The organism is Pseudomonas sp. MPC6 (genome assembly GCF_006094435.1).
In the GTDB taxonomy this organism is placed as follows: Bacteria; Pseudomonadota; Gammaproteobacteria; order Pseudomonadales; family Pseudomonadaceae; genus Aquipseudomonas.
In genome coordinates this window covers 4,819,786-4,835,712 of record NZ_CP034783.1, presented here as the reverse complement: position 1 = coordinate 4,835,712, position 15,927 = coordinate 4,819,786, and the positions used below count along the sequence as shown (strand labels likewise).

Annotated in this window: 10 protein-coding genes; 4 read left to right on the top strand and 6 right to left on the bottom strand. The window is 61.1% G+C overall.

The window, feature by feature from the left end; all coding sequences use genetic code 11:
- Positions 1–416 precede the first annotated feature (416 nt).
- The gene (locus tag ELQ88_RS24375; protein WP_138968308.1) at positions 417–1,373 is read left to right on the top strand and encodes an alpha/beta hydrolase; all 957 of its coding nucleotides are present in this window, start codon (positions 417–419) and stop codon (positions 1,371–1,373) included.
- Positions 1,374–2,033: 660 nt separating this feature from the next.
- Entirely contained in the window at positions 2,034–2,393 is a 360-nt protein-coding gene (locus ELQ88_RS24370) for a DUF6124 family protein (RefSeq protein WP_138968306.1), read from the top strand.
- Positions 2,394–2,631: 238 nt separating this feature from the next.
- On the opposite strand, the gene ELQ88_RS24365 is transcribed toward ELQ88_RS24370, so the two are convergent.
- The 5 genes from ELQ88_RS24365 to pvdM form a co-directional block, all read right to left on the bottom strand.
- On the bottom strand, positions 2,632–5,100 hold the full coding sequence (locus ELQ88_RS24365; RefSeq protein WP_138968304.1) for a TonB-dependent siderophore receptor: 2,469 nt from the start codon (positions 5,098–5,100) through the stop codon (positions 2,632–2,634).
- Between the two features lie 267 nt (positions 5,101–5,367).
- Positions 5,368–7,017 (bottom strand): cyclic peptide export ABC transporter, encoded by a 1,650-nt coding sequence (locus ELQ88_RS24355; RefSeq protein WP_138968302.1) that lies wholly within the window; start codon positions 7,015–7,017, stop codon positions 5,368–5,370.
- A gap of 661 nt (positions 7,018–7,678) precedes the next feature.
- Positions 7,679–8,542: a formylglycine-generating enzyme family protein gene (locus ELQ88_RS24350; RefSeq protein WP_138968300.1), complete on the bottom strand. Its 864-nt coding sequence runs from the start codon at positions 8,540–8,542 to the stop codon at positions 7,679–7,681.
- Positions 8,543–8,686: 144 nt separating this feature from the next.
- Positions 8,687–9,967, bottom strand: coding sequence for an aminotransferase class V-fold PLP-dependent enzyme (locus tag ELQ88_RS24345; protein WP_138968298.1), 1,281 nt, complete (start codon positions 9,965–9,967; stop codon positions 8,687–8,689).
- Positions 9,968–9,997: 30 nt separating this feature from the next.
- Positions 9,998–11,347 carry a pyoverdine-tailoring dipeptidase-like protein PvdM gene (pvdM, locus tag ELQ88_RS24340; protein WP_138968296.1) on the bottom strand — a complete coding sequence of 450 codons (1,350 nt, stop codon included), beginning with the start codon at positions 11,345–11,347 and terminating at the stop codon, positions 9,998–10,000.
- A 319-nt stretch (positions 11,348–11,666) separates the two neighbouring features.
- On the opposite strand from pvdM, the gene ELQ88_RS24335 reads away from it, so the two are divergent.
- Positions 11,667–12,629: an IS110 family transposase gene (locus ELQ88_RS24335; protein ID WP_138963519.1), complete on the top strand. Its 963-nt coding sequence runs from the start codon at positions 11,667–11,669 to the stop codon at positions 12,627–12,629.
- Positions 12,630–12,766: 137 nt separating this feature from the next.
- The gene (locus ELQ88_RS24330; RefSeq protein WP_138968294.1) at positions 12,767–14,395 is read left to right on the top strand and encodes a PvdJ/PvdD/PvdP-like protein; all 1,629 of its coding nucleotides are present in this window, start codon (positions 12,767–12,769) and stop codon (positions 14,393–14,395) included.
- A 137-nt stretch (positions 14,396–14,532) separates the two neighbouring features.
- On the opposite strand, the gene ELQ88_RS24325 is transcribed toward ELQ88_RS24330, so the two are convergent.
- On the bottom strand, positions 14,533–15,927 hold the full coding sequence (locus ELQ88_RS24325) for an efflux transporter outer membrane subunit (protein ID WP_138968292.1): 1,395 nt from the start codon (positions 15,925–15,927) through the stop codon (positions 14,533–14,535).

Here is a 15,927-nt window from a genome sequence, read left to right as displayed (position 1 = left end):
ACAGGGATCCCCGCTCATGTAGGAGCTGGCTTGCCAGCGAAGGTCGTCAACGATAACGCGTGTTTCCTGACTAAACGCGGCGCACTTGAGTCCTTCGCCAGCAAGCCGGCTCCTACAGGGATCCCCGCTCATGTAGGAGCTGGCTTGCCAGCGAAGGACGTCAACGATAACGCGTGTTTCCTGACTAAACGCGGCGCACTTGAGTCCTTCGCCAGCAAGCCGGCTCCTACAGGGATCCCCGCTCATGTAGGAGCTGGCTTGCCAGCGAAGGTCGTCAACGATAACGCGTGTTTCCTGACTAAACGCGGCGTACTTGAGTCCTTCGCTGGCAAGCCAGCTCCTACAAGGGATCTTCGCTCGATTCAATATTGTGTTCCGCCCGATTACTGACCCCATTGTGTAAAAGGATTCATCCCATGGCCGTCTTGCCAGAACTTGAAGCATTTCTCGAACTCGCCGAATTCGGCCGCCTGACCGGCAAAAGCCGCGCCATGCACGAACAGTCGCCGCAACAGGCACGGATCGACTTCGAAGCGTCCTCAGGCTTTCTCGACGTGCCGCTGGACAGCGTTGCCTGCGAGGACTTCACCATTGCCGCGCGGGATGGCCATAGTTTGTCGGCGCGCCTGTATCGCGATGGCAAACCGGTCGACGGACTGCAGCCCGTGGTCCTGTATTTCCACGGCGGCGGCTACGTGGTCGGCAGCCTCGATTCCCACGACGCACTGTGCCGTCGCCTGGCCGCCCAGGGTGGTTTCGCCCTGCTGACGGTGGATTACCGCCTGGCACCGGAATGGCGTTTCCCCACCCCGGTACAGGACGCCTGCGATGCCGGCAACTGGCTGGTCCGCGAAGGCGCGGCCCATGGCCTGGATGCCACACGGGTGGCATTGGCTGGTGACAGCGTCGGCGCGACCCTGGCCACGGTGTTGTCGATCATGGCCGTGCGCGAACCTGCAGAATTACTGTTGAAACCCAAGGCACAAGTGCTGGTGTACCCCGTGACAGATGCCACCATCAAACGCGCCTCGCATCGCGACTTCGCCGAAGGCTACCTGCTGGAGACGCCGACGCTGGACTGGTTCTACGCCCATTACGCCCGCACAACCCAGGACCTGGCGGACTGGCGCTGCTCGCCGTTGCTGGCTGACGATCTGTCAGGCGTTGCGCCGGCACTGGTGTACCTGGCCGGCCATGACCCGTTGCATGACGAAGGGTTGGCCTACACCGAGTGTCTGCGCGCTGCCGGTAATGACGTGACGCTGCTGGAGCAGCCGGGCATGACCCATGACTTCATGCGCATGGGTGGGTTGCTGAGTGAAGTGGAAGGGATTCATGCGGAGGTGGCGGGGTGGGTGCGTTCGCAGCTTTGAATTGAAATGCAAAACGCCGCCATTCCTGGATAGGGGGTAGCGGTTTTTTACATTAAGCAGGAAGATTTTTGGTAGATCTACCATCGCCTTCGCGAGCAAGCCCGCTCCCACATTTTGATCTATGTCGTACACAAATTTTGCGCCTCTGAAGATCAAATGTGGGAGCGGGCTTGCTCGCGAAGACTGCCTGACAGTCAATACAAATCTATAGCTCCAACAAATGCGCGTACTAACAATGCAGGCACTGTTTTTTCCGTTTATGTACTTCGCGTGTAAGTACCGTTACCCGTCATTAAACAGTGTTTAATTGCGCTTGTTTAATCCCCCGCAAGATGACTTCCTACAAGCTACAACACCTTGCGCCATTGCCTACAGTTACGCCAGAATCCGCCGGCTTGTGCGCCTTGGGTGCGGGCTCTATCGTTTGTCGGTCGCTGAAAAACAGCGATCGGGTTTGGTAGCCCGTTTCGTATTAGGCGCATAGCGCCACCTTACGCAGTCGCTTTCTCCGGACTCTGTTTTATGGTGGCCATGCGCAGGGCTCCTTCAGGGGCGCCGGGTTCCTAATGCGACCGGTCTACCAACCCGCGTATGGCCGCCACCTTTCGTTTGGTAGCGAGGGTGATGGTTCCTTTGTTATTCGCGTTAGGAGTTTCATCTATGTTCAAGGTCACACCCAACCCGCCAGATACCGATCCGGCATCCCCCTGCGAAAACCTCGATTCAAGACAACTCCACGAAGCCGCCGAACGCGCGCTCGACCATCACCTCAATCCGGCCGCCAACATCATGGCCACGCCACGCAAACCCGGCACCATGTTCACCGTCAACCCCGAGCTCGATACCGAAACGCTGCTGGCCCATGCCTGCGAGTCGCTGGCATCGGCCAATGTCATGGCCATGGACCTGGCGGATCATATGGAGGGGCCGGGTCGTAATTCACTGCTGGGGATTGCGCAGGTCATCATGCTGGGGGAGTTGGCGGTGAATCGGGCGCTGGATCGACTCGACCCGCCTTAGTGGTCACTGCCCTTGTGCATGATGTCTGGTGCCGGGATTTGTAGCAGGGCGGCTATCGCCTTCGCGAGCAAGCCCGCTCCCACAGTTGCTCGATGTGAACATTGAATTCTGTGTTCACTGAAGATTCCCTGTGGGAGCGGGCTTGCTCGCGAAGACGGCATCACAATCAGCGAAATTCTCAAGCCAAAAAAAATGCCCGCGTCTCACGACACGGGCATTTTTCAGTTCAGTTCAGCGCTCAGAAATCATACTTCGCGGTGACTTGCATGTTGCGCGGCTCGCCGTAGAAGGTGGTGCCGAAGTTGCCAAGGCCGGTCAGGTAGCGCTTGTCGAAGACGTTGTTGGCGTTCACGGTGAAGCTCAGGTGATCGTCGTATTCATACCGGGTCATCAGGTCGACGAGGGTGTAGCCACCTTGCTTGAGCGAGGTGCTGCCATCGGTAGGGCTAAAGCTCTGGCCGTAAAACGCGCTTTGCCAGCTGACACCGCCACCGACGGTGACCTGGTCCAGCGCGCCGGGCAAACGGTAGGTGGTGAAGGTGCGGACCACGTGTTCCGGTTTGCTGGTGGCCAGAGGGAAACCGTAGATGCGTTGGTGATCCTCGTCGCGGGTACGGGCATAGGTGTAGCCGGCCGATACGTTCCAGTCCTGGGCCAGTTCACCGGCCAGTTCCAGTTCAACGCCGTTGGTGGTGGCACCGTCGACGGCTTGGAAAATGCCGTCGCCGGTGATCTCATTGGTGCCGACCGACTCAGCGACGTTGTCCTGCTCGATGCGGAAGAAGGCCAGGCTTGCGTTGAGTTTGCCTTCGAAGTAGGCCGCTTTCAGACCGGTTTCGTAGGCGTCACCTTCAACCGGGTCCAGGGTCTTGCCATTGATGTCTTTGTTGATTTGTGGCTGGTAAATGCTGGTGTAGCTGGCGTAGACCGAGTAGGTATCGTTCAGGTCATAGACCACACCGGCGTAAGGCGTGACGACCCCGTGTTCCTTGTAGCTGGCGTGGGTGTCGGCCAGGCCGGCGCCCGGGTAGTAGGTGTAATCCTCGTTGTACTTGTAGGTGCTGACACGGCCACCGAGGATGAACGACAGGTCGTCGGTTGGGCGCAGGCGCGTGGCCAGGTAAGCGCCGTTCTGGCTCTGGGTGCGCTCGTACTTGCCGATTTTCGGGAAGTCCGGTTTCGCGATATGGCCTGCCCAGTCAAAGATGTTGCCCGGTACCAGTCCATCGGAATCGGTGGGAGAGCCAAAGTTTGCGCCAGTCTGAGTGGAGTGGGCCGCCATGAAACCAGCCACCAGTTCATGCTCGCGACCGCCCAGGCTAAAAGGGCCGGAGACGTTCACGTCACCGGTGTACTGCACGCGATGGCCTTCCCAGTGCCCCTGGTAAAAGAACATGCCTTCGCCGGTGTCGCGGTCCGGGAAACCACCGCTGGCCGAGGCCAGTTGAGTATCGTGATCGGTCGTTTTCTGGTCGAGGCTGACCTTGAGTTTCCAGTCGTTGGCAAGCGCTTGTTCCAGGTTTGCGAAGTAGGTGGTGCTGTCGAAATCACGACGGCTCCAGTCGGCGCCCGGGTTGAAGCCGCGGGAGAAGTTGGTTTTGCCGCCGTCGGCGTAGTAAACCGTGTTACCGGTCCAGGAACTGCCGCGCGGGGTGGCGCTGGATTTGTCGACGCCCAGGGTCAGCAGGGTATCGTCGGTCAGGTCGGCTTCGAGAACTCCGTAGTACAGGTCTCTCTTCTGGCTGTAGTGGTCGATGTACGAATCTTTGTCCTGCATGGCGCCGACAAAGCGGCCGCGCACGTTGCCTGAGTCGGTCAGCGAGCCAGAGATATCGCCTTCGGTGCGGTAGCTGTCCCAGTAACCCGCGGTGGCGCTGACCGAAGCCTTGAACTCCTTGGTCGGCTTTTTACGCACAAGGTTGACGGTGGCGGACGGGTCGCCGGCACCGGTCATCAGGCCGGTTGCGCCTTTGATGACTTCGACGCGGTCCAGGTTGGCAGCGTCGTCGGTGTTGTTCGGGTTTTCACCGTACACGCCGTCGTAGGGGATGTTGACGCCATCGTACTGAAAGTTGGTGATGGCAAAGCCCCGTGCGGAAAACTCGGTACGGTCGCTGTCGTACTTCTGGGACGTGATACCGGGGGTATTCTTCAGCGCATCGCCCACGCTCTGTACGCCGCGGTCATCCATCTGCTGACGAGTCACCACGGTCACCGATTGCGGCGTTTCACGCAGGGTCAGCGGCAGCTTGGTGGCGGTGGTGGTTGCGCCGGTGGTGTAGGAACCGGTGTCTTCGGTGTTCAGGCCCAGGGCCTGGCCGGAAATGGTGGTCGCACCCAGTTGCAGGCTCGAGCCGCCGCCGGACACCAGGGTGACGCTGTTGCCGTTGATCTGGAACGAAATGCCGGTGCCCTTGAGCAGTTCCGCCAGGGCCTGGGAAGGCTCCAGGGAACCGGATACCGCGCGGGACCTGATTCCGGCAACCTGGTCCGGGCTGTAGAGGATCTGCAGGTTGGTCTGCATGCCCAGTTCAGTCAGCGCGCTGGACAGCGGCTGGACCGGGATACTTACTTTTACAGGTGCTGCATTGGCCATCGAGCTCCCCAGCAAGGTGGCGGTCAGCAGTACGCTGGTGAACAGGGTGCGATGCAGAGTCGGACGCTGTACGGCCAGCGCGAGAGGTGTGCGGCGGGTTTGAGGTCGCATTACTTACCTGAGCTCCTGAAAAAGTGTTGTGCAGAGTTTTTTGTTAATAGGAATGATTATTAGACGCAGCACGAACGGAAAACCGGAAAGAAACCGGGAAAATAAATTTCTGGAGGGTGAAAACCGCGCAGAACCTGTGGGAGCGGCGGTGCGACGATTCGACTTGCTCGCGAAAGCGGTGTGTCAGACGACATCAAAATTGACCGGGCCGCCGCCTTCGCGAGCAAGCCCGCTCCCACAGGTCCGCGCATGGCCACGAGCACCCGATCAGGCAGGGGCCATTTCGGTGATGACCTTGCCGCTTTCCATGCGCACCAATTGATCCGCCACGTCGAAATAGCGGTCATCGTGGGAGATCACGATGATGGTCTTGCCCAGGCGCTTGAGGTCCGGCAGCAGCTCGGTGTAGAAGATCCGCCGGAAGGTCGGGTCCTGATCGGCCGCCCATTCGTCGAACACCAGCACCGGACGTTCCTCGAGCCAGGCATTGACCAGGGCCAGGCGTTTGCGCTGGCCGGTGGAGAGGTCGGTGGTGGTGAAATTGCCGTCCTTGACGCTGACCTTGTGCGCGATCTCCAGGCGTTGCAGGTATTTGTTGGCGTCTTCGGGGATGTGCGTATCGCCCTGGACCACGTCATCGAACAGGTAGTAGTCGGCAAAGATGGTGGTGAACAACTGGCGATAGTCGTCGCGGTTCTGCGCGTCGATGCCCACGCCGTTGACGCGGATTTCACCCTGCTGCGGCGTGTACAGCCCCAGCAGCAACTTGATCAGCGTGGTCTTGCCGCAGCCGTTCTCGCCGACGATGAAGGTGATGTCGCCTTGCTTGATGGTCAGGTTGACCGGCCCGAGCTGGAATGGCGCGGCCCCTTCGGCTGCCGGGAAAGCGAAACGCACATCGGCCAGTTTCAGTTCGTACACCACGGGCTGGACGTGGCCTTGGTCGCTGAGCAGCAAGTGCGGTTCAGGGGTGGAGAATTGCTCGGACAACTCGGCGATCCGGCGAAAGGCGATCTGCGCACGGCTGACGATAGGCAGGGTGCTGATCAAATGCTCCAGCGGGCCTTTCATGTACAGCAGCACCAGCACGAAGCCGCTCATCACGGTTTTGTCGGCGCTCGGCCAGAAGGTTTGCAGCGCCAGGGCCAGGCCGATGACGACAAAGAACAGCATCGAGCCGAAGGTCTTGGCGATGACGAAGGTGTTGATCGAGCGCACCTGGGTGTTGCAGATGAACTCGGCGGTGGCCTTGATGCCCGAGACGAACATGCGCTGGCGGCGAGGGCGGTGGATGCGCAGTTCCTTGGCGCCTTCGGCAATGGCGTTGTAGTGTTTTTGCAATTCGTCTTCGGCGTCGCGGGCGGCCATGAAACCTTGCACGCCCTTGCTTTGGGCATAGGCCTGGATCGCCGTGCCGATCAGGATCGCGGCGACCATGATCAGGAACATCGGCCACGACAGGATCGCCAGGTAGCCCATGCAGCCCAGGGTCACCGTGAGCGAAATCGCCAGCGGCGCGAAGGCGAAGGCGAAGTCGCTGATGGTGTCGACGTCGTGGGTCAGCACCGGGATCAGGCGGTGGCTGCGATAGCGTTCGATCTGTTCGATCGGCGCCGACAGGACCTTTTCCCCCAACTGTTTGCGCAGCGTGGCGATGATGTGCTGGCCGACATAGTTGGTGCCGATGTCCGAGCAGATCGAGCTGGCCAGCGCCAGCAGGCACAGGCCGGCGAACAGCGCGACGACGCCTTGGCTCAGGCCGGTTTCCGAATGCAGGGCGTTGTTGATGGTCGCCAGCAATACCGTGACGCTCAGGCCGCCGACCATGCCCAGGAAAATGGAGGCCGCGACAATCAGCCGAAAGGGTTTCAACAGGGCGAACAATTCGCCGATGGCGCCACGGGTTGGCTGGGTCATGGAAGACGGTTCCTTGGGTCGTGAAGGCAGATACCCAGTAGAACGTCTGGTGGGAGGGTTAATTTACAAGGGCGCCGACTGGCGGCAGGACTGATCAACACGACCCCTGATCGACGCTGGCCCCTGTAGGAGCTGGCTTGCCAGCGAAGGCGGCGTCACAGGCAACGACGATGTTGGATGTGACGGCCTCTTCGCTGGCAAGCCAGCTCCTACAGGGGATCGCGTGTCGGTGAAGGCGGTGTCACAGGCAACATTGATGTTGGATGTGACGGCCTCTTCGCTGGCAAGCCAGCTCCTACAGGGGATCGCGTGTCGGTGAAGGCGGTGTCACAGGCAACATTGATGTTGGATGTGACGGCCTCTTCGCTGGCAAGCCAGCTCCTACAGGGGATCGCGTGTCGGTGAAGGCGGTGTCACAGGCAACATTGATGTTGGATGTGACGGCCTCTTCGCTGGCAAGCCAGCTCCTACAGGGGATCGCGTGTCGGTGAAGGCGGTGTCACAGGCAACATTGATGTTGGATGTGGTGGCCTCTTCGCTGGCAAGCCAGCTCCTACAGGGGATCGCGTGTCGGTGAAGGCGGTGTCACAGGCCACATTGATGTTGGATGTGACGGCCTCTTCGCTGGCAAGCCAGCTCCTACAGGGGATCGCGTGTGGGGTTAAAGGTCGCGCACTATGCGAAAGCCCATCCAGTCGCCGCGCTCGTGCGGGTACTGGCTGTTGCGGTTGCCCGAGCGCGAGAACACCGGGGCTTCACCCCAGTCGTTGCCGCGTATGCGCACCGCTTCGCAATTGGCCTCGACCCAGGCGCTGCCATCGGTGGGGGCGCCGACGTAGTCCGGGTGTTCGCAGTCTTCGACCCACTCGTACACATTGCCGTGCATGTCATACAGGCCGAACGCGTTGGGCGGGTAGCTGCCCACCGGCGAGCTGTAGCTGAAGCCGTCGGCCGGGCCATAGGTGTTGGCGTGCCTGGCGATGCTGTATGCCTTGCCTTCATCGAACGGGAAGGGGAACGGGCCCTTGGTGCCGCCGCGTGCCGCGTATTCGCGTTGCGCTTCGCTGACCATGCGGTACTGCTGCCCGGTCTTTTTCGACAGCCAGGCGACGTAATCCTTCACGTCATCGAAGTTCATGCACACCGCTGGCTGGCGCGGGCTTTGCGGATAACGTGGCTTGCTGGCGACGCATTCGCGACCCGGCCGGGGGTCGCCATTGGCGATGGTCACGCCACTCTCGCGCACGTAGCTGTCCCATTCGCCGGCGGTCACCTGGAAGCGGCTCATGGCGAACGGCTGGGCAAAGGTCACCTCGTGCATCGGCCCCTCATCGGGTTCGCGCCCGACTTCATCGTCAGGGGTGCCCATGGTGAAGGTGCCGGCGGGCAGTACTACCATCTCCGGGCAATCGCGGCAGTCCTTGAATACCTTGCCGGGTTGCGGGGCGGCAGCGGCTTGGGCGGTGGCGGGCAGGAGGCCGGCGAGGAGTGCGGTCAGGGCCATGGTCAGCAGATTTCGGTTCATGAGGCATCTCGATCAAAGAATAACGGCGCGATAACGAACCCCTGTAGGAGCTGGCTTGCCAGCGAAGGGTCCGTCACATTCAACATCTTTGTTGCCTGTGCCGGCCCCTTCGCTGGCAAGCCAGCTCCTACAGTAGGGGAGGTGTCATGTGGTCTTGCTCAGCAACGCCATGAACCGGTCGATGTCGTTTTCAGTGTTAAGCAGGCCGGGGGCGATGCGGATCACCGGGCCGACGTCGCGGTCCACCGAGTCGCAGACCACGCGGTTCTGCATCAGCTGCAGCGCGACTTTTTCGCAGTCCCGATCCTTGATCCGGATGAAGGTGAAACCGGCGGACATTGCCGGATTTTTCGGGGTGACCAATTCGATCCGCGGCTGCTCCAACAGGCGATTTTTCGCGTAGGTATTGAGCGCATGGATGCGTGTCCGGACCTCGGCCTTGCCCAGTTCCAGGTGCAGCTTGAAGGCTTCGTCCAGCGCCCAGCGATGTTCAAAGCTGTGGTAGCCGCCAGGGGTCATGATGGTCGAAAAGGTGGTGGACTCGGAGAAGGTCGGGATGGTCGGCGTCACGTCCTTGAGCTCGGCCGAACGGGCGCAGATGATCCCGGTGCCGCGCGGGCCGAACATCCATTTGTGGGTGCCGGCAATGAAGAAGTCGCAGTGCATGTCGGGGAAATCGAGGTCCTCGACGCCGAAGCCGTGCACGCCGTCGACCACATACAGGATGCGGTCCTTTTCCTCGCGATTGCGGTTCTGTTCCACCACCAGTTTGCCGATCTCGCCGATCGGCAACTTCACGCCGCTGCCCGATTGCACCCAGGTCATGCCCAGCACCCGGGTCTCGGGGCGAATCCCTTGGGCAATGGTGCCGACCACTTCATCCACCGAAACGCTGTGGCTGTGCTCGAACAGCGTGAGCTTGCGCACCTTGACCCCATCCTTTTGCTGGCGGTAGGCCAGGGCATAATTGGTCGCGTAGTGTTCGTGTTCGCTGGTGAGGATTTCCTGGTCGGGGCGCACATGGATGCCACCGTAGATCAGCGACAGGCCTTCAGTGGTGCTGCCGGTGAGGGCGATCTGTTCCGGTGCGGCCTTGAGATAACGACCGGCCCAGACCCGCACCTGGTGCTCGCGTTTTTCGGTTTCTCCCAGGTCCCAATCCATCGCCAGGCCGGGGTTGCGGTCGAGGTTGGCGCGGTGCATCTCGATCGCCTCGCGCACGGGGCTTGGGTGTGAGGTCACCAGAAAATTGGCGAAGTGCAGGTAGTTCGGGTCCTGATTGAACAGCTGGCGCAACTGCGTCCATTTGTCCGTGGCCAGCGGTGCCGGGCTGGCGGCCAGCGCCGGCAGGTTTACGGCGGCACCCAGGGGCAGGCCCGCCGCGAGAATGCCGGCCTGCTTGAGGAATGAACGACGGTTGGTCATGAGCTCGGTTCGCTTGTGCAAAAAGTGGGATCAGTGTTTGGCCACGGGCCTGGAGGACTGCTGCACCTGGTCCCAGACCCGCAGGAAATTGCCGCCCCAGAGCTTGGCGATATCGGCTTCGCTGTAGCCGCGGCTGAGCAGTTCGGCTGTCACGTTGCGCCCTTCGCTGACGTCCTTCCAGCCATCGAGGCCGCCACCGTCGTTGAAGTCGGAACTGATGCCGACGTGGTCGATGCCGATTTTCTTTACCGCATAATCGATGGCGTCGCCGTAGTCCTTGAGGGTGGCCTTGGGTTCTTCGTCGACTATTGCGTAGAGCTGGCTGGCGTACTCGCCGAAGCGTTGCTCGGACCAGACGGTGATCACCGGATCGCCCGGCATCAGCGCCATCTCCAGCCCTTGCAGCGGTTGCAGGTCGAACCGCGCGCGCAGGGCGTTGAGCTTGTCCTGGGTGGCCTGGCTCAGCGGACGGATGTAAGTCGGGAAGCCGACAATCTGCACCACGCCGCCGCTGTTCTTGATCAACTGCATTTCCTGGTCGCTGAGGTTGCGCGGGATGTCCACCAGCGCCCGTGGCGCCGAGTGGGACGCGACCATCGGGGTGCGGCTCAATTGGGCGACTTGCTCCAGGGCCTTGGTCGACATCTGCGACACATCGATGATCACGCCGAGGTCGTTGAGGCGGTGCACGGCTTGTTTGCCGATGTCCGACAGGCCGCCGAGGGCGTCCCGGGAATCGTTGAAAAACGGCAGGGGTCGCGAGGAGTCGGCCCAGGCGTTGTTGCCGACATAACTGAAGCCGAACATGCGCATGCCGCGGGCCGCCCACTTGTCCAGGGCGTTGAGGTCGTTACCCAGGGGGTAGGCATTGAGCATGCTCAGGAAGATCGCGAACTTGCCTTCGCCGTGCAGGCGGCGGAAATCGTCGGGGGTGTAGGCCATGGCGACCTGGTTGGGGAAGTCGCGCACCAGGGTGCTGATGATCTTGTAGCGGGTTTCCTGTTCGAAGCGTGCCTCGTCGACGAAACCGGCGGTGGGGCGGTGCGGGGCGTTGTCGCCGTTCCAGATTTCCGGCCAGCCAAAGATGGTCAGGGCTGCACCGGACAGTCGTCCGCGCCCGCTTTTGACCAGGTCGAATTGGCCAGTGCCGTCTTTGTCGGCTTCGTTGCCGGCGGTGCCGAAATCCATGGGCACGGTGATGTGGCTGTCGAACGAGAGCATGCGCGCTTGCAGGTCATCGGCCTGTTTCATCACCTTGACCGGGTAACCGGGGTTGTCCTTGAACCAGTAATCCCAGGCCGCATAGCCCGCACCGGCGCAGATCGCCAGGGCCAGCGGCAGGCCGATGTAGAGCGCTTTTTTCGAACGTGGTTTGGTCATTGCCGTCTCAGTCGGGTTCGCTGCCCCGGTGCGTGAGTGGGGGCTTTGCTATCTGGGAGGAACGAGTGACCGGGCGGAGAATTTAGGTGTTTGTGCCGGCCTCTTCGCTGGCAAGCCAGCTTGTATGTTTAGACTTGTAGGGGTGGTGGGACTAAAAGCCAGCATCTGACTCTAGCCAGTACAGACCGTGGGAGACTTCGCCCCACCCCTTCACCAAAGCGCCGATAAGGAATGCATCGGCCATGACCGACGATAGAAGCAAGCCAGCGCAATGGTGAAGCCCCGACAAGCCTTTAAACCCTAACCCGGAGCTTTCTTTGTGGCAATGAGTGTCTCGCGTTCTGTAGTCGGAGTGGATGTCGCCAAGGCCGAAGTGGTGGTCTATCAGGCCGACACGGATCTGCTGTTGGCCGTGTCAAACGATAAACCGTCTCTTACAAAGTGGCTGAAAACGTTACCTGCAAACAGCGCCATCGCTATTGAAGCCACCAATATCTATCACCTGGATACGGTTGAGCTGGCTCATGCAATGGGACATACCGTCTATGTCATCGACGGCTTCCGTTTGAGTAATTACCGCAAAGGAGTGGGTGGCCGCGCCAAAACAGATGCCAGCGACGCCCGTTTACTGGCGCGTTACTTGAAGAACGAAGAGGAAGAGCTACGTCCTTGGAGCCCGCCGCCGAAGGTCTATACCAAGCTTCAAAGCCTGCTTCGAAGACGAGCGACATTGGTCCAGGCGCGTGTCAGTTTGACTCAAAGCTGGAACGACGAACCGCTGCTGAAAGCGGCATTCAAACAACAGATCGCTGCCATGGGCCGATTGGATTTACTCATCCAGAAGAAGCTGTTGGACGTCGTAAAAGAGGCGGGTCTGCTCGAGCAAGTCAAACGCTGCCAGGCCGTAGAGGGGGTCGGTTTTCTTACCGCCACCGCACTGACGATGGCATTTCAACGCGGCGATTTCGCCAGTGGTGACGCCTATATCGCGTTTCTTGGAATGGATTTGAGAGTCTCTGATTCGGGGCAGATGAACGGACGTCGAAAGCTGACCAAGAAAGGTGACTCAGAGATACGGCGCCTGCTGCATAACGCGGCGATGGCTGCCAGTCGCTCAAAGACCTGGAAGCCGTTTTACGAACGCTATCTGGAGCGGGGATTAAAGACGACTCAAGTGCTGGTCATCCTGGCTCGCAAGCTGGCACGGGTGGCATTCGCCCTGATGAAGAACCAGAGCGAATATCAGCCAAATCCAGTTTTTGGGGCTTCCCCCCAAACATAGAATCTCCTACAGGGGATTTTCAGTGTTCACACAATCCCCTGTAGGCGCTGGCTTGCCAGCGAAGCTCTTAAATTTTCGGCAGGAGCAACCGTTCTAGCTTGGATAAAGCCTGCTTCATGGCTGACACAGGTAGGGCAATGACGATTTCTCGACGATGGTTCATGGCAGGCCTGGCGCTGACCGGCGCCGCCGTGCCTGCGGCGTTTTATGGGCATCGTGAATGGACGAAACCGGATCCGACGATCACCCCCGGCGAAGCGTCGTTCGATGTCGCGGATGTCGCCGGCCAGCACCTGGCAAACACCTTGCGCGGGGTCTGGCAGATTCGTTTCGAAGGCCGTGACGCCGGCATCGAGGGCCTGCCCCGGGACGAGCTGGAAGTGTTCCTCGACGTCGGTCATAAAGGACGCGGTGTGATCGGCTTCCTCGACACCGCCGAGCGTTTGCGCTCGAGTGAAGAACCCCGCTACCGGGTGCTTGGCGACCTGGCCGAAGCCAAACCCGCCGCATTGAGCTGGCGGCTGGTCAGCGCTGACGCGGCCAACGGCACGCCGGATTACGAATTCAGCATGGCGCTGGACGAAGTCTGGGCCAGTTTCGGCAACGCTGGCAGCGGCACCCTCAGTGGTCGGGTGTTGAACCTCGATCGGCCGTTGATGATGACCGCCCAGGACAACCGCTTCATCGCGGTCAAGCGCGTGTTCCCCGAAGCCCGGGAGCGAACCGGCCTCAACCCGGTGCTGCTGGCCTGGCTGGTGTCCCCGGAGCATCGGCTGTTTCACCAGCTCTGGCATGCCTCTCGGGACAAATGGCACAGCTTGTCCGAAGACAAACGCGGCGCCCTGCGCGGTATCGGCTGGCAGCCTGGCCCGCGCGACAAGGAGCGTGATGCCCGTGGCGCGCGCAAGGATCGCAACGGCTCGGGGGTGGATTTTTTCTTCATGCACCGGCACATGCTGGGCACGGCGCGCTCCCTGCAGGACTTGCCGTCGTGGCCACATTTCCCGTTGCCCCAGCCGGAGCTGGCGCGGGATCGCATCGGTTTCGCCAATTATTGCGACAACCACGACGGCACCGCGCTGCCGCCGACCTGGCGGGCGGACGACGATGCCGAGTACTCGCAATGGGTCGCCGACATCAAGACCGCCGAGACCTACCACAGCAATTTCCAGGTCTGGGAGTCGCGCTACCGTGACCCGCGCTATCTGTCGAAGCTGACCTTGGGTCAGTTTGGCTCGGAGGTGGAGCTGGGGCTGCACGACTGGCTGCACATGCGCTGGGCCTCGGTGCCCCGCGATCCGTCCAACGGCCAGCCGGTACCGTTTGCCCGGGATCCGTCGGACTTTTCGGCGCGCTGGTTTGCCCCGGAAAACGACTTCCTCGGCGATCCGTTTTCGTCCCATGTGAGCCCGGTGTTCTGGCATTTCCACGGCTGGATCGACGATCGCCTGGAAGACTGGTTCCGCGCCCATGAGCGCTTTCACCCGGGGGAGGTCAGCCGGTTGGAGGTCAATGGCGTGGCGTGGTTCGCGCCGGGGCGCTGGGTCGAGATCGACGACCCGTGGCTGGGCCCGAGCACCCACGGCTGCAGCACTACGCCGGGGTTGCAGGCGGGAAAATCGGTGGAAATGGACCCGGAAACCATGAAGCTGGCGTTGCGCATTACCTTTGGCGAGGATGAGAAGAAGCTGGCGGACCTGTTCCGTAAAGTGCCGCAGCGGCCTTGGTATGCGCGGCATTTGAAGGCCAAGCCGATGACCAGTTAAGCAGGAACACCGCGTTATCGTTCTTCGCGAGCAGGCTCGCTCCCACATGATCTCGGCGGTACACAAATATTGTGTTCACTGAAAATCCCTGTGGGAGCGGGCTTGCCCGCGATGGCGGCTGATCAGCCCCCGCAAATTTATAACGCCTGCCACCCGCCCCCAAGCGCCTTGTACAACGCAATGCTCGCCTGCAACCGCGACAACCGCAGCTGCACATTCAAATCCTGCGCCGCGTACAAGGTGCGCTGTGTCTCCAGCACCGTCAGCAAATCCTCGGCCCCGGCCTCGTAGCGGCTCTGGGCGATGTTGAACGCGGTCTGTGCCTGGTTCAGTTCTTCCCCCTGCCACTGTCGCTGTTCATCCAGCCCGCGAATGCTGTTAAGCGCTTTTTCCACGTCGGCGAAACCGTTGATGATCGCTCCGCGGTAGTTCTCCAGCAGTTCTTCCTGGCGCGCCGTGGCCTTGTCGCGCTCGGCGCTCAGGCGGCCGTTGTTGAACACCGGTGCCAGCAATCCGGCCGTGAGGTTATAGAACGGACTGCGCAGGATGTCGGCGGCGCGGTCGGCGCCGGAGCCCAGTTCGGCACTCAAGGTCATGGCCGGCAGCATGGCGGCGCGGGCGACGGTGACATCGGCTTGCGCGGCGGCCAGTTGTGCTTCGGTCCGGGCGATGTCCGGGCGACGGGTGAGCAACTCGCTGGGCACACCGGCGGCGATGGTCGGCCATGACAGTTGATCGAAGCGTTCCGCACCCAGGATCAATTGCTGAACCGGTCGACCGAGCAGCGCGGCGAGGCTGATCAAGGCATCCTGGGCCTGTTGCTGCACCAGCGGCAATTGCCGTTGTTGCGTGGCGACCAGGCTCTTCTGCTGGGCCAGTTCCAGCGCCGTTGCCGAGCCCGAGTCAAAACGGGTCTGCACCAGTTTCAGGACATTCTGCGCGTTGGCCAGGTTCAACCCGGCAATGCGGTGTTGCTCGCGCAATGACAAGGCTTGCGCGTAGCTGTTGGCAACACCGCTGAGCAGCGTCAACTCCACCGTCGCCTGATCGAATTCGCTCGCCCGCAAACCGAATTGCGCGCTGTCGCGGGAGGCCCGTTGGCCGCCCCAGAAATCGATCTCGTAACTGGCGCTGAGGTTGGCGTCGAAGTAATCCACCGCCTTGTTGCTGCTGTCGGCGTCGAGTTGGCTGTAGCCATTGCCTCGCAGCAATTTTTGCCGATTGGCATTCAGCGCGGCAGTGACTTCCGGCAGCAGTGAGCCGCCGGCAATCACCGTATCGGCCTGGGCCTGGCGTACCCGGGCGATGGCGGCGGCCAGGTCGTAGCTACCGACCCGGGCTTGTTCGATCAGGCGATCAAGCGCCGGGCTGCCGAATTGCGTCCACCATTGCAGGTTACTGTGCGTGGCCTGTTGCGAGTGGGGCGATTGCCAGGACGAAGGCGGCTGGATGCCGCTGTCCGGACGCTGGGCGGGGCTGCCACAGGCGCCAAGCAACAGGCAAAGGCTCAGCAAACTTAAGTGCGGCTTCAT

What these genes read in the sequence shown, in the direction of transcription:
- ELQ88_RS24375 (WP_138968308.1), top strand. Translation starts at nt 417, where the DNA reads ATGGCCGTCTTGCCAGAACTTGAAGCATTTCTCGAACTCGCCGAATTC.
- ELQ88_RS24370 (WP_138968306.1), top strand. Translation starts at nt 2,034, where the DNA reads ATGTTCAAGGTCACACCCAACCCGCCAGATACCGATCCGGCATCCCCC.
- ELQ88_RS24365 (WP_138968304.1), bottom strand. Translation starts at nt 5,100, where the DNA reads ATGCGACCTCAAACCCGCCGCACACCTCTCGCGCTGGCCGTACAGCGT.
- ELQ88_RS24355 (WP_138968302.1), bottom strand. Translation starts at nt 7,017, where the DNA reads ATGACCCAGCCAACCCGTGGCGCCATCGGCGAATTGTTCGCCCTGTTG.
- ELQ88_RS24350 (WP_138968300.1), bottom strand. Translation starts at nt 8,542, where the DNA reads ATGAACCGAAATCTGCTGACCATGGCCCTGACCGCACTCCTCGCCGGC.
- ELQ88_RS24345 (WP_138968298.1), bottom strand. Translation starts at nt 9,967, where the DNA reads ATGACCAACCGTCGTTCATTCCTCAAGCAGGCCGGCATTCTCGCGGCG.
- pvdM (WP_138968296.1), bottom strand. Translation starts at nt 11,347, where the DNA reads ATGACCAAACCACGTTCGAAAAAAGCGCTCTACATCGGCCTGCCGCTG.
- ELQ88_RS24330 (WP_138968294.1), top strand. Translation starts at nt 12,767, where the DNA reads ATGACGATTTCTCGACGATGGTTCATGGCAGGCCTGGCGCTGACCGGC.
- ELQ88_RS24325 (WP_138968292.1), bottom strand. Translation starts at nt 15,927, where the DNA reads ATGAAGCCGCACTTAAGTTTGCTGAGCCTTTGCCTGTTGCTTGGCGCC.